Source organism: Streptomyces phaeolivaceus, assembly GCF_009184865.1.
In the GTDB taxonomy this organism is placed as follows: Bacteria; Actinomycetota; Actinomycetes; order Streptomycetales; family Streptomycetaceae; genus Streptomyces; species Streptomyces phaeolivaceus.
On the sequence record NZ_CP045096.1, the window covers coordinates 3,893,580 to 3,911,246 of the forward strand.

Consider the following 17,667-nt stretch of genomic DNA (forward strand, 5'->3'; position numbering starts at 1 on the left):
CCGCAGACGAAATACGCGTCCCCGAAAGGAAAGAATGCCCCGCTTCAGCGTCATCGTCCCCACACACGGTGTCGAAGGGCGGCTGCCCCTCGCTCTGGAGTCGGTCCTCGGACAGCCGTTCGGTGACTTCGAGCTGATCCCGGTCCATGACGCCCCGCACTCCCCGGCGGGAGCCGTCGGCACCGCGTACGCCGCCAGGGACACCCGGGTCGCCCCCGTGGAGTCCCCGCCCGCCGGAGGCCTGAGCGCCGCCCGCAACGCGGGGCTGGCCGCGGCGCACGGTACGTACGTGCTGTTCCTGGACGGGGACGACACGCTCGCGCCGGGCGCGCTGCAGGCGATCACGGACCGGCTGCGCGAGGCCGGCGACCCCGATGTCCTGTACTTCGCGCATGAACGGGCGCACTGGTGGGAGGGCGGTACGACCGTGGTGCGCCCGTCCGGCCCGCAGGCCCCGGCGTGGAGCGCGGCCTACCGCCGGGACTTCCTCACCGAGCGCCAACTCACCTTCCCCATCGGCCACTTCACCGACCTCGGCTGGAGCGGCCTGGTCGCGCTCGCCGCCGACCGTACGGCCGAGCTGCGGGACACGGTCTGTGTACGGCATCTGCTGCGCCGGCAGGGCAGCCGGCTGCACACGCCCGGTGAGCACCAGCTCGAACTGCTCGACCAGGTGGAGCTGGTGCTCGCCAGGGCCGCGGCCGAACAGGGCGTGTCGGAGGCGTTGTTCGCGCGGCTCTTCGCGGTCGTGCTGCACGGCGCCGCGCACCCGGAGCGGCTGCCCGCCCATCGACGCCGCGCCTTCTTCCGCCGTGCCACGCATCTCTACCGCCAGCACTGCCCGGCCGGTTTCCAGCCGCCCGGCGGCACCCTCGGCGTCCAGCACCGACTGCTCGCGACCGGCTCGTACGCCGGCTTCCGGGTCCTGTGCGCCGCCGGCCGGGCGGCGGCCGGCGCCCTGGCCGCGCTCCCCCGGCCCCGCGCGCCCCTGACCCGCGCCCTGTACGCCGTCCAGCGCCGTCTGCCACTGGACCGCGATCTCGTGGTGTACCGCGCGCGCCGGGGCGACGGCGTCACCGGCGACCCCGCCGCGCTCCACGCCAAGGCACGGGAACTCGCCCCGCGGCTGCGCTCGGTGTTCCTCGTCGAGCCCGACGCGGTGGACGGTCTCCCCGGGGACGTCGAGTACGCCGTCGTCGGCAGCCGGAAGCACTGGCGGGCGCTGGCCCGCGCGAAGTTCCTCGTGGACGACACGGACCTCGACGCCGGCCTCGGCACAGGCACAGGCACAGGCACAGGCACAGGCACAGGCACAGGCACCGACGGTACCGGCACCGACGCCCGTTTCCCGGACGGGATCGTCAAACGCCCCCGCGGTGTCCAGCTGCGGACCCAGCACGGCACCCCGTTGACGGCGACGGGCGTGGACCGGTCCCCGTACCCGGTGGTGGCCGCCACGTCCGGCGGCTTCACCGCGCTCTTCCGGCGTGTGGACCGCTGGGACTTCGGCCTCTCCGCCAACCGGCACACGACCGAGACCTGGGAGCGGGCCCTCCCCGGCGGGTACGAGCAGCTGGAGTACGGCCTTCCGCGCAACGACGTCTACTGCACGGCGACGGCCGAGGACGTGGCGCGCGCCCGACGTGAACTGGGCGTGCCCGAGAACAAGAAAGCCCTCCTGTACGCCCCCGCCCCCGCCCCCACGCCCGCCTCCGCCTCCGCCTCCGCCCAGGCCACGGCCCGGCTCGATCCGGAGGCGTTCTGCGCGGCGGTGGGCGAGGAGTTCGTGGTGCTGCTGCGGGCCCGCCACCTCCACGACCCCGGCGGCACGGCCAGGAGGAGCGGCGGCCGGATCATCGACGTCACCGGGCACCCCTCCACCGAGGAGGTCTGTCTCGCGGCCGACGCGCTGATCACCGACCACTCGTCCCTGATGTTCGACTACGCCAACCTCGACCGGCCGATCGTGATCCTCGCGGACGGCTGGGACGTCCACCGGGAGACCCGGGGCGTCTGCCTCGATCTGCCGGCCGGTCCGCCCGGTCATGTGGCGCGTACGGAGCGGGAGTTGGCGGACCTGTTCCGCGACGGCTCGTACACGGACCTGGAGGCAGACGCCCTGCGGGCCGGTTTCCGGGAGCGGTTCTGCCAGTTCGACGACGGGCGGGCGGCCGAGCGCGTCGTACGGCGGGTGTTCCTCGGTGAGCGGCCGGAGGCGCTGCCGCCCGTCGTGCCGCTCGCCGAGCGCACCCCGGCGCCCGCCCCCGACGCCGCGCCCCTCGCGCACGCCGCCGCGCACGCCTCCTCGCCCGCCGCCGCGACCCTCGTGAGGAGCTGACGGACATGCCCCGTTTCAGTGTCATCGTCCCCGTCTTCGAGGTCCGGGGCTTTCTGCGCGAGTGCCTCGACTCGGTCCTGGAGCAGTCGTACCGGGACGTGGAGGTGATCGCCGTGGACGACTGCTCGTCGGACGGCGGCGGCGCGATCCTCGACGCGTACGCGGCGCGCGACCCGCGCGTACGGGTGCTGCATCTGCCCGCGAACGTGGGCCCCGGCCGCGCCCGCAACGCCGGACTGCCGTACGCCACCGGGGACTTCGTGCTCTTCCTGGACGGCGACGACACGTTCGCGCCGGGCGCCCTGCGCGCGCTGACGGACCGGCTGGACGAGGCCGGTGACCCCGATGTGCTGCTGTTCGACCACGTCCGCGCGTACGGGTGGGGCGAGACGCGCCGGGACGCGCACGCGCGCCTCCTGGTCTCGGCCGGCGAGGGCACGTTCACGGTCGCCGAGCACCCGGAGGTCCTCGACCTGCCGACGGTGGTGTGGAACAAGGCCTACCGCCGGGAGTTCGTCGAGGCGCACGGCTTCCGCTTCCCGCCGGGCCGCCACGAGGACACGCCCTGGACGCTCCCCGTGCTGCTGGACGCCGGGCGGATCGCCACGCTGGACCGGATCTGTGTGACGCACCGGCAGCGGCGGCGGGGCACCGGCCCGTCCATCTCCGGCCGGGGGCACTTCGACGTGCACGACCAGTACGAGCGGGTCTTCGGTCTCCTGGACTCCCGGCCGGAGGCGGCGGGTCTGCGGCCGTCGCTGCGCGACCGGATGGCGGCGCACTGTCTGGAGATCCTCGCCGAGCCGGACCGGGTGCCGCCGGGCGAGCGGGCCGAGTTCTTCCGGCGGACGGCGGGGCTGTACCGGAAGCACCGGTCGGACGACGAGCCCGTGGCCCCCGAGTACCGGGTGCTGGAGGGCGGTTGGGCTGCCTACCGGACCCGGCGGCAGGCAGCCTGGGTCCGTGACGCGCTCGGCGTACGCGCGGGGCGTGTCCGCGCGGCCGGTGCCGAGCTGATCGGGCGCGGCTGGTCGCTGGTCCAGGAGCGGCTGCCGCTGGACCCGAACCTGGCCCTGTACTCGGCGTTCTCGCACCGGGGCGTGCTCGGGGACCCGGCGGCCGTCTACCAGGCCGCCCGGGAGTTCGCGCCGCACATCCGGGGCGTGTGGGTGGTGCGGCCGGAGCGCGCGGCGGCGCTGCCGCCGGGCGTCGAGTACGTGACACCGGGCTCGCCCGATCATCTGCGGCTGGCCGCGCGGGCGACGTACTTCGTGAACAACGTCGGCTGGCCCGGCCCCCTCACCAAGCGGCCCGGCAGCGTGCACATCCACACCCACCAGGGCACGCCGCTCAAGTTCATGGGCGCCGATCTGCTGCACAAGCCGGGCGCCCGGCTCGGCGTGGACGTGCCGGGCCTGCTGCGCCGGGCGGACCGCTGGGACCACGGCCTGGTCGCCAACCGCCACTCCGAGCTGGTGTGGAGCAGGGCGTACCCGTGCGGCTTCACCTCGCTGCGCACCGGCAGTCCGCGCAACGACGTCCTGGTGAACGCCGGTCCGGACGCCGGCGCGGCGGTCCGGGAGCGGCTCGGCATCCCCGCCGGGCACACGGTGGTGCTGTACGCGCCCACGCCCCGCGACTACCGGCTCGGCGGCCATGTCGAACGCTTCGACCTCGGACGGTTCGCCGCCGATCTGCGGAGCGGTCTGGGCGAGGCCCACACCCTCGTCGTACGGCTGCATCCGTCGCTCGCGGACGGCCCGGCGCGCGGGTTCGGGCTCGCCGAGCTGCACCGGCGGGGGGTCGTGGTGGACGCGACGGACGAGCCGCACGTCGAGGAGGTGATGCTCGCCTCCGACGTCCTGGTCACGGACTACTCGGCCCTGATGTTCGACTACGCCAACCTGGACCGGCCGATCGTCGTGCACGCCGACGACCTCGACGCGTTCGAGGTGAGCCGGGGCATGTACCTCGACATCACCGCCGACCCGCCCGGCCATGTGTCCCGCTCCTACCGTGAACTCGCCTGGCTGTTCGACTCCGGGCAGTGGCGGGACAGCGAGTCGGCGCGGCTGCGGGCCGGATTCCGCGAGCGGTACTGCGAGTTCGACGACGGACGGGCGGCCGAGCGGGTGGTCCGGACGCTGATGCTGGGCGAGGGGACGTCCGTGGTGGCGGTGCCCGCGCCGAGGTCGGGCGACGCGGTGTCGAGCACGGGCCTCGTGTTGTCATGAGGGCGCCCACGGCCGACGGGCGGGCGCGGAGGTTCACGACGCGCGCGCGGGCGTGGGTGCTGCTGCTCGCCGCCGGTTTCGCGCTGTTCCAGTTCGCGGGCGTCACCGGGCGCGCCACCCCCGACACCAAGAACTACGTGTCGTACGCCCTCACGCTGGGCGGCGCGGGCGTGCGGGAGTCGGCGGCCGGGGCCATCGAGCACTACTGCGGGAGCCGGGCGGCGACGGCCGAGCGGAAGCGGCGGGTGGACGTGGTGCGGTTCCGCGGGCCGAGCCCGGCCGCGCGGGTCGCCGGGGAGTGCCGCCGGGAGCTGTGGCGGAAGGTGGACGAGCGGCTGGCGGCCGGGCAGTCGGACGGTCCGATCGCGCCGTTCGCCTCGGAGCGGTTTCTGCGGATCTTCGAGGCGCGGCCCGGGTATCCGCTGCTGCTGGCCCCGCTCGTCGCCCTGTTCGGGGTGACCTGGGGCGTGTGGCTGGCGAGTGTGCTGATCGCGGCGGCCGGCGGCGTACTGGCCTTCCTGGTCCTGCGCGCCGTCCGCGCCCCCGTCCCCGTCGCCCTGACCGGCCAGGCCCTCTACTACATCCTCCCGTGCGGCACGACCGCCATGCGGCCCATGACGGAGGGCGTGCTGCTGGCCCTGACGCTGACGGCGCTGTGGGGGTGCGCGCTGGCGATGGAGGGGCGGGTGCGGGCGGGGGTGATCCTGGTCGGCGGCTCCCTGCTCGGGCTGTTCACGGTGAAGCACTCGCAGGCGCTGTTCCTGGGGGTGTGTCTGCTGGGGGCGTGCGCGGTGGTCGCGCTCCGGCGCCGGAAGGTCGAGCCGTGGGTGCGGGCGCTGGGGGTGGTGTCGGCGGGTGCGGTGGTGTGCACGCCGGCGCTCGCCAGGCTGCTGCACTACCCGGCGGCCACGGAGAGCCTCCAGGATCTGCTCACCGACCACTTCACGCTCCCCGACCGGGCCCCGGACCGGCTGTGGCCCGAGTTCCTGGGTCTGGAGGCCGAGTTCTGGGTGGAGTGGGGGCGTCGGCAGCTGACCGGGCCGCTGTTCCTCGCCGCGCTGGCGGGGGGCGCGTGGGGCGCGCTGCGGCAGCGGCCGGTGTTCGGCTGGTTCGTGCTGGCGGGCGCGTGCACGGGCGTCCTCAATCAGGCGGGGCACCCGGACATCACCATCTGGGGCGACCGGCTGATCGTGGTGGCGTGGCTGCTGCCGGTGCTGGGGCTGCCGCTGCTGCTGGAGCGGATCACCGCCGCCCGCGGCTCACTCGATGTGGTGACCGCGCGCTGAGCCGTCGCCCCACGCCCCGGATACCGGGAATACACGGCAAATGCCCCAGACGGTCCAGACAGGTCCCGCTTCCGGTCACCGCCCGACGACCGGCTCCGGGGCCACCGCCCTGCGCGGCGGCCGTACCTGGCTGACCCGGCGGCCGACCCCGTATCTCGTCGTGGGCGGTCTGTTCTGGCTGATGATGACGCTGGCGTACTGGCGGGTGCCGCTGTGCTGCGACGCCGGTCTGTACGCGGCGGCCGTCGAACGGCTGCGCCCGGACCTGCTGGACCCGGCCCATCCGACCGTCGATCTGCCGGGCGCGGGCAGCCCGGTGTACACCCCGTACGCCGTCGCGCAGGGCGTCCTCGCACGGCTGACCGGGCTGGGCGGCTGGTCGCTGCTGAAGCTCGCCGGACCGGTGAACCTGCTGGTGCTGCTCACCGGCATCGGCCGTCTCGTCCGCCTGCTGACGCCCCGGCCGTGGGCGCCGGTCCTCGCCCTGCCGCTCGTCACGCTGCTGTGGGGCACCGGCCGGGCCCCGTGGAGCGGCGGTCCCGGGCTGATGCCGATGACGACGGACCTCGGCCACCCCTCGACGCTCGCCGTCGCCCTGACGTTCTGGGCCTGGGCGTGGACGGGGGCACGCGCGCGGGGCGGCGGTCTCTCGGGGCGGCGGGTGCGGTACGTCGGGCCGGGCGGCCTCGGAAGCGTCTGGGCGTACGCCGGACTCGGCATGCCGTACGGGCTGATCCTGGCGGTGCATCCGGTCACCGGGGTGGGCGCGGCGGCCGGGGCCCTGGCCGCCGTGACGGCCTCGCAGCGCGGGTGGCGGTGGCCGCTGGCGGGGCGCTGGGCGCTGACGGGAGCGGTGGCCCTGCTGATCGCCGTCTCGTGGCCGTACTACGACGTCCTGTCCTCGGCGGCGGGAGGCACCGGCCCGGAGGAGGTCCGCCCGCACCGCTACGCCGACCTGGCCGGACATCTCTGGCCGGCGCTGCTCGGGCTGCCGGCGCTGCCGGCGCTGTGGGCACGGGGGCGCGGGTCGGCGCGGGATCCGCTGGTGCCGATGTTCGTCGCGGAGTGCCTGGTGGTGGTGTACGGCCGGGTCGGCGGGCACCCCGCGTACGACCGGATCGCGGGGCTCGCGGCCGTGCTCGCGCTGGTCGCCCTGGCGGTGGAGCTGACGACTCCCCGGCCGTGGCGGTGGGCGCGGCGGCTGCTCGGTGGCGCGGCGGTCGCGGGGGCGTGCGCGGGGTTGCTCACCGTGCAGGCGGGCGCGGTCGTACCGGCCGCGCTCGACCCGGTCGGCTTCGAGCGACCGCCGCGATGGCCGTCGTACGCGTGGGCGGCGCGGCATCTGCGGGCGGGGGACGTGGTGATCGCCGACGGGTACGTCGCGGGGCGGACGATCGCGGGGTACGGGGTGAACCTGGTGGCGCCCGCGCGGCCCGATCCGGCGGTGGAGGAGGCGGAACGGGCGCGGCGGCTCGCCGATGTCCGGGCATACCTCGACCCCGCGTCGACGCGCGAGCGGCGTGGGATCGTCGCGCGGCGATACGGGGTCGGGTGGCTGCTGCTCACTCGACGGCGGGAGGTGCCGGAGGAGGCCGTGGTGGTGGACTGGGGGCGTGAGACCGGGGAGGTGCTGGCGAGGATCGCTCCCCGCCAGGGCGTGTCCGCAAAGTCCCGTCGTCGCCCGTAGGGCGGCCTCGCGGCGTCGTGGGGGTACCTCCCGGTCGAGCGAAGCCGAGACTGGGGGAGCGTGCCAGGCGTCGCGGGGCAGGCGGGACTTTGCGGACACGCCCTAGCGCCCCGCGCTCCGGACCGTGAGCCCCGGTCGCGCGTCCTATTCGATGACCAGCTCGACCGGGACGTTGCCGCGGGTGGCGTTGGAGTAGGGGCAGACCTGGTGGGCCTGCTCGACGAGCTTGCGGCCGGTGGCCTCGTCGACGGTGTCGGGGAGTTCGACGCGGAGGGTGACCTTGAGGGCGAAGCCCTCGCCCTGCTTGCCGATGCCGACCTCGGCGGTCACGGCGGCGTCGCTGACGTCGACCTTGGCGGCGCGGCCGACGAGACCGAGGGCGCTGCCGAAACAGGCCGCGTAGCCCGCGGCGAACAGCTGCTCGGGGTTGGTGCCCTGGCCGTTGCCGCCCAGCGCCGCCGGCGGGGCCAGCCGCAGGTCGATCTGGCCGTCGGAGGAGACGGCGCGACCGTCGCGGCCGTGGGTGGCGGTGGCGACAGCGGTGTAGAGCGCGTCCATGGGAGAACCATCCCTTTCACAGATCAAGTCGAGTCGAGTCCGGCGGCGCGGTCCGGCCGCCGTTCACGGACTCCAGTAGAGCACACAATTCAATTGCATACAACTAAATGGCGGACACGAGGTACCCTGGAGCCATGACCACCAGCCCCGAGGAGGACTTCCTCCGTCTCGACCGGCAGATCTGCTTCTCCCTGCACGCCGCCTCGCGCGCCTTCAACAGCGTCTACCGCGTGGTCCTCAAGGACCTGGGGATCACCTATCCCCAGTACCTGGTCATGCTGGTGCTGTGGGAGCGGGGCGAGCTGCCCGTGAAGAAGCTCGGCGAGCATCTGCGGCTCGACTCCGGAACCCTCTCGCCGCTGCTCAAGCGCCTGGAGGCGGCCGGTCTCGTACGCCGTGAGCGCAGCGCGCGCGACGAGCGCTCGGTGGTGGTGCGGCCCACCGAGGAGGGCACCGCCCTGCGGGAGCGCGCGCTGGCGGTGCCGCGCCGGATCGTCTCCGCGACGACCTTCGAGATCGACGAGATCCGCGATCTGCGCGACCGCCTGGACCGGCTGACGGTCGCGCTGGACGAGGCCGCCCTCTCGGAGCCGGCCGGGTAGGCGCCGGACGTCCGGGTGACCGCCGGCACTCGACACGGGCACCCCGACAGAATCCGACAACCTCACACGGAACCCCAGCCTCCCGCACGCCATCTTCCCCACGGGGCCACGAAGCCGCCCTTAAGGGAACATTGCACACATACCTCTCAAGGTGCGGGGCAACGAATGGCTGTTCAGCAGGCGCGGGTCTCCGTCGTCGTCATCGGGTACGACGACGCCGCCCATGTGGCGGACGCCGTGCGCTCCGCGCTCGCACAGGGGCCGGCCGCCGCCGCCTCACCCGCCTGCTTCACTGATGACCGACCTGATTGCATCTGCATCACCCGCGAGAAGGTCGCTGCGACAACTGACTACGGAGGGGGCGGTCGCCCATGACCTGGCTGATCACCGGTGGCGCCGGATACATCGGGGCGCATGTGGTGCGCGCGATGCTCGACGCGGGCGAGGAGGCAGTCGTCTACGACGATCTGTCCACGGGGATCGCCGAACGGGTGCCCGAGGGCGTGCCGCTGGAGATCGGCTCCACGCTCGACGGGGAGCGGCTGGCCCGGGTGATCGGGGACCGGGGTGTCACCGGCGTCGTCCACCTCGCGGCGAAGAAGCAGGTCGGCGAGTCCGTCGAACTGCCGCTGCACTACTACCGGGAGAACGTCGAGGGCCTGCGCACCCTGCTGTCGGCCGTGACGGACGCCGGTGTCGCGTCCTTCGTGTTCTCGTCCTCCGCCGCCGTGTACGGCATGCCCGACGTGGCCCTCGTCACCGAGGACACGCCCTGTCTGCCGATGAGCCCGTACGGCGAGACCAAGCTCGTCGGCGAGTGGCTGGTGCGGGCCACGGGCCGGGCGACCGGCCTGTCCACGGCGTCCCTGCGCTACTTCAACGTGGCCGGGGCCGCGACCCCCGAACTGGCCGACACCGGTGTCTTCAACCTCGTCCCCATGGTCTTCGAGAAGCTCTCCGAGAACGCCCCGCCACGTGTCTTCGGCGCCGACTACCCGACGCCCGACGGCACCTGCGTCCGGGACTACATCCATGTCGTCGACCTCGCGGAGGCCCATGTGGCGACCGCGCGACGCCTGCGCGAGACGCCGGGGACGGACCTCACCCTCAACATCGGGCGCGGGGACGGTGTCTCGGTGCGCGAGATGATCGACCGCGTCAACGCGCTCACCGGCCACACCCTGCCGCCCGTGGTCGTCGACCGACGCCCCGGCGACCCCGCGCGCGTGGTCGCCTCGGCGGACCGGATCGCCACCGAGCTGGGCTGGAGGGCGCGGTACGGCGTGGAGGACATGATCACGTCGGCGTGGGCGGGCTGGACGAAGCGTCGGTAGCTCCTGAGGCGTAGCCCCTGTGACGGAATCGACGCGAAGTGGGAACTGTCCGGTGCCGTTTGCTCGTGTGTACTAGGGGAAGTCGACGACGACCAGAACCACGAGCCAGAACCACGAGCCAGAACCACGAGTACGACAATGTGTCCGACAGGGCGTTACGGGGGTAGCGACGATGCCGGCTTGGGACATCGATCCGATCAACGTGCAGACCACGCTGAACTCGACCGGTGAGGCGGCCGGCGGCCTGGAGAAGGCCGCCAACTCGCTGGTGTCGAACATGGCGAGCGCGGCCGAGTCGGCGGGTACGGCCGTGCCGGGCGGGCAGTTCAGCGGGCCCATGATCGGCCCGGTGGCCGCCGGTACGCCCCGGGTGCCGGTCGGCCCGGTCGCGGCGGCGCTGAGCAAGTACCTCCAGGAGCGGCAGCAGAAGCTGGCGTACATGGCGCAGCGGACCATCGACTCCGTGCAGGGCGCGGCCAAGGCCACCAACGCCTATGTGACCGGCGACCTGGACATGGCGGCCGAGCAGCAGGCCAACGCGCTCAAGGCGACGGTCGTACCGCCCCCGCCGGGTGTCGACGGCAACGGCGGGCAGGGGCCGAAGTGAGCGACGACATCCCCGTCATCCCGGAGGAGGTCCCCGAGTTCACCGGCAGTCTGGAGCAACTGGACCTGGGCATCGCGGGCGTCCGCTCGGCCGGCACCTCCCTGAGGGACTCGGGCTCGGCGATCCACACCCGCTTCGGCGGCCTCTCCGCGTACTACAAGGCACCGGAGGCGGAGGCGCTGTTCGCGACGACCGCGCCGGTGGCGGCCAAGGGCGACGAGTTCGCGACGGAACTGGAGACGGTGGCCTCGGCACTGGATTCGTACGCCGCCGCCGTCGGCCCGCTCAAGCAGAAGTTCGACCAGCTCCGCCAGGACGCGATCGCCTTCCGCCAGAGGATCGAGGGCGACGACGAGTGGCGCGCGGACGGCGACCTCGTCGAGGAGAACAACAACCGCCGCTCGGACATCAACGCCACGTACGCCGCGTTCCAGGCCGCCGAACGCGACTGCTACAACAAGATCGTCGCGCTGGTCGGCGGCGAGGCACTGGTCGTCAACGACGGCTCGAACAAAGAGAACATGTACGGCTACCGGGGCGAGGACCTCGACAACGCCGGTGGTCTGCCGTGGGGTGACCCGGTCGAGGAGTCCAACCCCTGGTACTACATCCACGAGCATGTCTGGGACTTCGCGGTCGGCTTCGTCGTCGACGGCGTGTGGGGCACGATCAAGGGCCTGGGCACGCTGGTCGGCTTCAACGGCTGGGACGCGGCCGGCCAGGCCTGGGTGGGCCTCGGCAAACTCGCGACCGGCATCCTCATCACCGCCGTCCCCGTCGTCGGCGCCGCCTACTGGCTGGCCCCCGACGACAAACTCCCCTCCTGGCTCCGCGACTCCCGCACCGCGGTCGTGGAAACCGGCAAGGCACTCATCGCCTACGACGAGTGGGGCAAGAACCCGTCGCGGGCGGCGGGGGCAGTGACGTTCAACGTCCTCACGACCATCTTCACGGGCGGCGCGGGCGGTGCCGTCTCGGGCGCGGGCAAGGCGGGCGCCATCGCCAAGGCGATCTCCTTCGCGGGCAAGGCCGGCAAGATCGTCGACCCGATGACGTACCTCACCAAGGGCATCGGTGCCACGACGGTCAAGATCAGCGACGTCATGGCGAGCCTGCGCGGCATCACCGACGGCACCCACATCAAGCTCGGCGAGGGCACGTACCAGATCGCCGACCCCCCGAACATCACGGACGACCTTCCGGCGGGCCTCACCCCCGAGAACTCCGTCCGCATGGAGACCCCCAAGGGCGAGGTCGTCTACCTCGACACCAAGACCCTCGTCGTCCACAACGCCGACGGCACGGTCCGCGAGTCCCTGGACACCATCAAGCACGAGGGGACGGCCGCCGAGCGCGGCGTCGACGCCTCCCGCCCCGAGCCGGAGCTGGTGGGCGCCGGCGCGAAGGTGGGCGACGGCGGCACGGGGGCTGTGGGGCGGGTCGGGGACGACGGCCTGCCGTCCGCGACGCATGAGACACCGGGTGGCACCGGAGGGTCGCACGGCGGCGACGGTCGGACCGTGACCACCGGGGGCGGGCACGCCGAAACGCCGGGCGGCGGTCACACAGAGACCTCGGGCAACAGCCACACCGGGCCCCCCGCCGGCGGACACGGCGGAACCCCGGGCGACAACGGCACCGGGACCCCGCACGAGCCGTCGGACGGGGCAACGACCCCCGAGCGCGCCAATGAACCGCCGCCGGAGCTCACCTCTCAGCAGAAGGCGGACCACTGGGACCACCTCGACGAGGTCGAGTCCCGGAGCCCTGATGAGTTCGACCAGTTGCAGCGGGACCCCGACAAGAACGGTGGCATCTCCGAGCCGTCCAAGGACGAGGCCCGGGTCGGCCTGGACCTCAGTGAGCAGGGCCGTCTCCCGGACGACATCCAGCGCCCGACGGAGGCGGACCGAGGCGAGTTCTACTCACCGAGTGCCGACCGGTACTACGACATCAAGGGCGTCCACTCCGACTGGCCCCCCTTCAACAATGTGCGTGACAAGTCCCTACCGTTCAAGGGAGCTTATGACCCTGCCAAGAACGAACGCTGGGTCAAGAAGCTGGCAGAACAGATCGTCGAAAAGCAGCGCGTCGTTATCCTGGACATGCGCAATGCGAATCAGGCGGCGATCGACGACATCAAGTCCATCGTCGAGAAGAATGGCTGGGAAGACGATGTCATCTGGTACCCGTAGGAACTGGGCGCCCCGCGCGCTTCCCGCAGACCCTCAGGCAACAGCCCGTCTACGGGAGTGGCTCCAGTCCGGAGCCGAAGGGAAACTCGACGTCATCGGACTCGACCTGAGCAATTCGGACCTGTCGGGCGGGAACTTCTCGGAATCCTGGTTCAGTGACGCGAAACTCGTCGGCGCCAAACTGGCGGGAGCCGACTTCTACCGCTCCGATGCGGAAGGCGCCGACTTCTCCGGGGCTGATCTGACGCAGGCCTCACTGGTCCGCGTCAATTTCGACGACGCCGTTCTCCGGGGCACGGTCCTGGACGGCGCGGATCTGGTCAAGGCCTCGCTCTACGACGTCGACGCAACGGCCGCCTCCTTGCGCGGCGCACGCATCCTGGGCGCTTCCCTGATCGGCGTCGATTTCCGTGGGGCGGACCTCTCTCATGCGGTTCTGCAAGAGAATTCCTTCAAAGTGACCGTCGACCACCTCACCAAGGTCGAGGGCCTTTCGGGAACCGTCTTCGGACCCGTCCAGGCAATGGACGACCAGGGTGTGAGCCGCGAGATCGGCGGCGCCGAGCTGGAGCGATGGGTGAGCGAACGCGGCGGTTCCCTCCAGGTGCTTCCCGTCCCCGGCGGAACGCGGGACGCGTGAATCGCCACCACGCCGGTCGCCCGGTGGACCTGGGGTCGCGACGACGAGGCCGCCGACGGGCTCGTTCCATGCCCGCGCTACGCGCTGGCCGCGTACACGACCCTGGCTTCGCGCCGTCTCGCGATCGGGGCACCGAAGGTGCTTCTCGCGGTGCCCGACTCGGGGAACCCTGGAGGCGTGGGTACGGGAGCGTGGTGGGGGCGTCCGGGTGGGGGTGCCTACCCCTTCCCCACCTCGAACCACACCCCCTTCCCCGAAGCCCCGAGTGCCTCCGTCCCCCAGCGGCCCTCCGTGACGGTGTCCACGATCCACAGGCCCCGGCCGGACACGCCGTCGTAGCCCTGGAGGAGGGACGGGAGGGTGCGGTCGTCGTCGTAGACCGTCACCCGTACGGGGCCCTCCGGGGTGGTCATCAGCAGTAAATGGGCGCCGGAACTCTTGGCGTGCCGACAGGAGTTGGTGACCAGCTCCGAGGTGCACAGCACGGCGTCGTCCACGAGCGCGTCGAGCCGCAGGGCACGCAGGACGGAGGCGACGAAGTCGCGGGCGATACGGGGAGTGGTGTCCAGGGGAGGGCAGTTGAGGGCGTATTTGGGCATGGCTCGTCAACTCCAACGCGCTTGGGGCAGGGGTGAGTTGAGGCAAGGAGAGGGCGGGTCGCACTCACCGTGCCGGGCACGACACCGACCGTAGGGCGCAATGTATTTACGGCGCAATCCATACACCCAGATTGACACCCGACCGTGTGACCCGTGCCATGCTTACCCGGCAGGTTCGTTGACCGGGACGACCAGGGAGAAGGGGCGGATGCCGCTAAGGAGCAACCCGACGGCCCGACAGCAGCGCCTGGGCGCCGAGGTTCGCGGGATACGTGAGCGAGCCGGGCTCACCGCCCGAGCCGCCGCCGAGTTCCTCGGTTCGAGCCCGATGCACCAGAGCCACGTGGAGACCGGCCGCGCCGGGATCAGCAGCGAACGCATCCGCCGACTGGCAGCCCACTGCGCGATCGACGACACGGCTTACGTCGACGCCTTGGTGGACATGGCGAGCGAGCGGGGCAAGGGGTGGTGGGCGGAGTACCGGGGCAGCATTGCTCCGCAAGGGCGCGACCTGGCGGAGTGCGAGCATCACGCCACCCGTCTCCGTACCTTCCAAGTGGTCCACGTTCCTGGCCTGTTGCAGACCGAGGATCACATGAGGGCCATGTTCGACTACGCGTCGCCGGACTTGACGAAGGAGGACGTGGACACCTTTGTCGCGTTCCGCCTGCAACGGCAGCGGATCCTCGCCGACAGGCCGTACGAAGCGGTCGTCCACGAGGCGGCCCTCCGCATCCGGGTGGGCGGCAGCAGCACGAACCGACGGCAGCTGGAGCAGATCCTCGAACGGTCCGAACTGGCCAACGTGTCCGTACGTGTCCTGCCCTTCGACACCGACGACTTCGCCGGTAACGGGTACTCTCTGCTCTATCTGCACGGAGCCGTCCCCCAGTTGGACACCGTCCAGATCGACACGGCCCATCGCGGGGAGTTCTTCGGAACCGAGTCGCACCTGTTGCAGTATCGGCGGCGCTATGAGCGAGTGTTGGCCACGGCTCTCCCACCCACGGAGTCCCGTGACCTCATCGCTCGGTTCGCCCGCGATCTGTGAAAGGACCCGGCATGCGCGGCCCTCAGCACTGGCAGAAGTCGTCCTTCTCCGGCTCCGATTCCGGCGACGACTGCGTCGAACTCGCCCCCACCCCCACCTCCATACGCATCCGCGAAAGCGACCACCCCGCTGCCGTGCTCACCACCACCCCCACCCCCCTCCACGCCCTCCTCACCACCCTCAAAGCAGGCACCCTTGACCGCAGTTGACCCGCAGCGGGCCCTCGGCGCGATCCTCGGCTCCGCCGTGGGGGACGCGCTCGGCGCGCCGTTCGAGTTCGGGCCCGAGGGGGCGTTCTCCGCGCGCTTCCCCGGGACCGGGCACGGTGGGGAGATGTGCGGGGGCGGCGGCTGGGACCCGGGGGAGGCGACCGACGACACGCAGATGGCCGTGCTCGTCGGGGAGTCGCTCGTCGAGCACGAACGGCTCCAACTGCCCGACGTGTTCGCACGGTTCCAGCGCTGGGCCGCCGCCGGCCCCAAGGACATCGGCATCCAGACCGAGGACGTCCTCACCAGCGGTGACGACTGGGACCTCGCCGCCGCCATCCACTTCCAGGTCAATCTACGAGCCGCAGGCAACGGCGCGTTGATGCGGGCCGCCACGTCCGCCGTGTACTTCGCGAAGGACGGGCGGGCCCGCAGCATGGACGCGGCCCGCCACCTCTCCGCCCTCACCCACGGCGACCCCGCGGCCTGGGAAGGCACCGCCGTCTTCCACGAACTGGTCCGGGTCGCGCTGACCGGCGGCGACCCGCTCACCGCGCTGCCCGAGACCCTGGCCGCGCTCCACCCCGACCACCGCCCCCGGTACGACACCGTCCTCGCCCCCGACTGGCACCCGGACGACGCCACGGAGTTCAACGGCGCCGTCTGGCCCTGCCTCGGCTCCGCCGTCTGGGCCGTACGCACGACCGACGACTACGAGGGCGCCGTACGCGCGGCCGTCGACCTCGGCGGCGACACGGACACGGTCGCCGCCGTGACCGGAGGGCTCGCGGGGGCGGTGTACGGGGCCGCCGCGATCCCGGAACGATGGCTGGAGCCGCTGCACGTACCGCTCCCCGGATTCGGGGACCGGGTCCTCAGAGCCCCCGAACTCACCGACCTGGCCCGACGACTGGCCGACTAGCCGACTAGCCGACTAGCCGACTAGGGGGCACGCCTCCGGCCGGGATGCCTATATTCCTGCCCATGCCCGAGTACCCGCCCGCGTTCCATCCTCAGTCCATGCCTGAGTACTTGCCTGACTCCATGCCCGACATACAACCGCTCCGGACCGACCACGCCCCCGCCCTGCTCACCTTCGAGCAGGAGAACCGGGCCTACTTCGCCGCGTCCATCCCCGACCGGGGCGACGACTACTTCGCCCGGTTCGACGAGCACCTCCGGGACCGGCTCGCCGAACAGGCCGCCGGTGACTGCTACTTCCACGTGCTGGTCGGCGCCGAGGACGAGGTGCTGGGGCGGATCAATCTCGTGGACGTGGCGGACGGCGGCGCCGAACTCGGCTATCGCATCGCGGAACGCGCCGCGGGCCGGGGGCTGGCCACCTGGGCCGTGCGGGAGTTGTGCCACCTCGCCGCGCACCGCTACGGGCTGACCGTCCTGCGCGCCGGGACCACCCTCGACAACGCGGCATCACGAGCCGTGCTGACCCGCACGGGGTTCACCGTCGTCGGCGAGAGGCAGTTCTCCGGCCGCCCCGGCCTCTCCTACCTCCGCAACCTCACGCAGCACCCCCGCTGAGCACAAGCCCCGCCCCGGCCCAGTCCTACAACGCCCGCAACGCCCCCGCCGTAGCCCGGGTCAAGCTCTCCAGATACCCCTTCGGCAGCCTCGGTGCCCGCACCACCACCGACCGCCAGTACAGCGGCCCGGAGATCACATCCAGGGCCAGATCCTCGTCCACGCCGTCCCGGACCTCGCCGCGCGCGACCGCCGCCGCGACGATCCCCGTGGCGACGCTCTGCTGCCCCTCCCGCAACGCCTTCTGCATGGCCTCGGCGATCTCCGGGTTACGGGCGGCCTCGGCCTGGAGGTCGGGGATGATCTGCCCGGCGACGGGGTGGCGCAGGGCGCGGGACGTGACCTCGTAGAGCAGCCGGAGGTCACCCTCCAGGGAACCCGTGTCGGGCGCCGGCAGGCCCTGGACCGCTACCGCCGAGACCAGGTCCAGCACCAGGTGCAGCTTGGAGCGCCAGCGCCGGTACACCGCCGTCTTGCCGACACCCGCCCGGCGCGCGATCCCCTCGATGGACATCCGGGCGTAGCCGACGGCCGCGAGTTCCTCGAAGACCGCCGCCCGGATCGCCTCGGTCACGTCCTCCCGGAGCACGGCCGCCCCGGCGGGCGCCCGGCGGCGCGGTGGGGTCCGATCCGGGCCGGCGTTCGTCGTCATGGCTCACAGCATAGGGGCGTGACGACGAAACGGTTGCGTTCCGACGCCTTATCGGCTTACTCTCGCGTTGCGACGATACGGTCCCGTCCCGACGTAAGAGCAGGGCAAGGGCGGCGTAAGACGGCGTAAGAAGCAC

17 protein-coding genes are annotated in these 17,667 nt (G+C 72.3%); 14 read left to right on the plus strand and 3 right to left on the minus strand.

The features are described from left to right. Positions 1 to 34: 34 nt before the first annotated feature. Genes F9278_RS18230 through F9278_RS18245 form a run of 4 tightly spaced genes read left to right on the plus strand, consistent with a single transcriptional unit; the run spans position 35 to position 7,545 of the window. A complete protein-coding gene (locus tag F9278_RS18230; RefSeq protein ID WP_152169321.1) occupies positions 35 to 2,338 on the plus strand; it encodes a bifunctional glycosyltransferase/CDP-glycerol:glycerophosphate glycerophosphotransferase in 2,304 nt (767 codons plus the stop codon). A 5-nt stretch (positions 2,339 to 2,343) separates the two neighbouring features. Beyond that, on the plus strand, positions 2,344 to 4,572 hold the full coding sequence (locus F9278_RS18235; RefSeq protein ID WP_152169322.1) for a bifunctional glycosyltransferase/CDP-glycerol:glycerophosphate glycerophosphotransferase: 2,229 nt from the start codon (positions 2,344 to 2,346) through the stop codon (positions 4,570 to 4,572). Continuing rightward, positions 4,569 to 5,858 (plus strand): hypothetical protein, encoded by a 1,290-nt coding sequence (locus F9278_RS18240; protein WP_152169323.1) that lies wholly within the window; start codon positions 4,569 to 4,571, stop codon positions 5,856 to 5,858. Before F9278_RS18235 ends, F9278_RS18240 begins: the two co-directional genes overlap by 4 nt. A 40-nt stretch (positions 5,859 to 5,898) precedes the next feature. Then, entirely contained in the window at positions 5,899 to 7,545 is a 1,647-nt protein-coding gene (locus F9278_RS18245) for a hypothetical protein (RefSeq protein ID WP_152169324.1), read from the plus strand. A gap of 144 nt (positions 7,546 to 7,689) precedes the next feature. Here the strand turns inward: F9278_RS18245 and F9278_RS18250 are convergent, their stop codons facing one another. Continuing rightward, entirely contained in the window at positions 7,690 to 8,103 is a 414-nt protein-coding gene (locus tag F9278_RS18250; protein ID WP_152169325.1) for an organic hydroperoxide resistance protein, read from the minus strand. Positions 8,104 to 8,210: 107 nt separating this feature from the next. Here F9278_RS18250 and F9278_RS18255 point away from each other — a divergent pair, with 107 nt between their 5' ends. The 6 genes from F9278_RS18255 to F9278_RS18280 all read left to right on the plus strand — a co-directional run bounded on the left by F9278_RS18255 (position 8,211) and on the right by F9278_RS18280 (position 13,481). Beyond that, the gene (locus tag F9278_RS18255) at positions 8,211 to 8,705 is read left to right on the plus strand and encodes a MarR family winged helix-turn-helix transcriptional regulator (protein ID WP_152169326.1); all 495 of its coding nucleotides are present in this window, start codon (positions 8,211 to 8,213) and stop codon (positions 8,703 to 8,705) included. 165 nt (positions 8,706 to 8,870) lie between these two features. Further along, complete coding sequence (locus F9278_RS18260; RefSeq protein ID WP_152169327.1) at positions 8,871 to 9,080, plus strand: hypothetical protein; 210 nt, start codon at positions 8,871 to 8,873, stop codon at positions 9,078 to 9,080. Next, on the plus strand, positions 9,077 to 10,039 hold the full coding sequence (gene galE, locus F9278_RS18265; RefSeq protein ID WP_152169328.1) for a UDP-glucose 4-epimerase GalE: 963 nt from the start codon (positions 9,077 to 9,079) through the stop codon (positions 10,037 to 10,039). The genes F9278_RS18260 and galE overlap by 4 nt, the downstream gene beginning before the upstream one ends. Positions 10,040 to 10,211: 172 nt before the next feature. Further along, entirely contained in the window at positions 10,212 to 10,646 is a 435-nt protein-coding gene (locus F9278_RS18270) for a DUF6507 family protein (RefSeq protein WP_152169329.1), read from the plus strand. Continuing rightward, the gene (locus tag F9278_RS18275) at positions 10,643 to 12,841 is read left to right on the plus strand and encodes an ICP22 family protein (protein ID WP_152169330.1); all 2,199 of its coding nucleotides are present in this window, start codon (positions 10,643 to 10,645) and stop codon (positions 12,839 to 12,841) included. Before F9278_RS18270 ends, F9278_RS18275 begins: the two co-directional genes overlap by 4 nt. Then, positions 12,807 to 13,481, plus strand: coding sequence for a pentapeptide repeat-containing protein (locus tag F9278_RS18280; RefSeq protein ID WP_226966797.1), 675 nt, complete (start codon positions 12,807 to 12,809; stop codon positions 13,479 to 13,481). The genes F9278_RS18275 and F9278_RS18280 overlap by 35 nt, the downstream gene beginning before the upstream one ends. Positions 13,482 to 13,699: 218 nt before the next feature. Here F9278_RS18280 and F9278_RS18285 read toward each other — a convergent pair whose 3' ends face one another. After that, entirely contained in the window at positions 13,700 to 14,080 is a 381-nt protein-coding gene (locus F9278_RS18285) for an ATP-binding protein (protein WP_152169331.1), read from the minus strand. A 208-nt stretch (positions 14,081 to 14,288) separates the two neighbouring features. Here F9278_RS18285 and F9278_RS18290 point away from each other — a divergent pair, with 208 nt between their 5' ends. The 4 genes from F9278_RS18290 (at position 14,289) to F9278_RS18305 (ending at position 16,879) form a co-directional block, all read left to right on the plus strand. Then, positions 14,289 to 15,131 carry a helix-turn-helix domain-containing protein gene (locus tag F9278_RS18290; protein WP_152169332.1) on the plus strand — a complete coding sequence of 281 codons (843 nt, stop codon included), beginning with the start codon at positions 14,289 to 14,291 and terminating at the stop codon, positions 15,129 to 15,131. Positions 15,132 to 15,142: 11 nt separating this feature from the next. Next, a complete protein-coding gene (locus F9278_RS18295) occupies positions 15,143 to 15,340 on the plus strand; it encodes a DUF397 domain-containing protein (protein ID WP_152169333.1) in 198 nt (65 codons plus the stop codon). Continuing rightward, on the plus strand, positions 15,327 to 16,262 hold the full coding sequence (locus tag F9278_RS18300) for an ADP-ribosylglycohydrolase family protein (RefSeq protein WP_152169334.1): 936 nt from the start codon (positions 15,327 to 15,329) through the stop codon (positions 16,260 to 16,262). The genes F9278_RS18295 and F9278_RS18300 overlap by 14 nt, the downstream gene beginning before the upstream one ends. Positions 16,263 to 16,384: 122 nt before the next feature. Further along, a complete protein-coding gene (locus F9278_RS18305; protein ID WP_152169335.1) occupies positions 16,385 to 16,879 on the plus strand; it encodes a GNAT family N-acetyltransferase in 495 nt (164 codons plus the stop codon). 25 nt (positions 16,880 to 16,904) lie between these two features. On the opposite strand, the gene F9278_RS18310 is transcribed toward F9278_RS18305, so the two are convergent. Beyond that, a complete protein-coding gene (locus tag F9278_RS18310; protein WP_152169336.1) occupies positions 16,905 to 17,531 on the minus strand; it encodes a TetR/AcrR family transcriptional regulator in 627 nt (208 codons plus the stop codon). Positions 17,532 to 17,667: the final 136 nt, after the last annotated feature.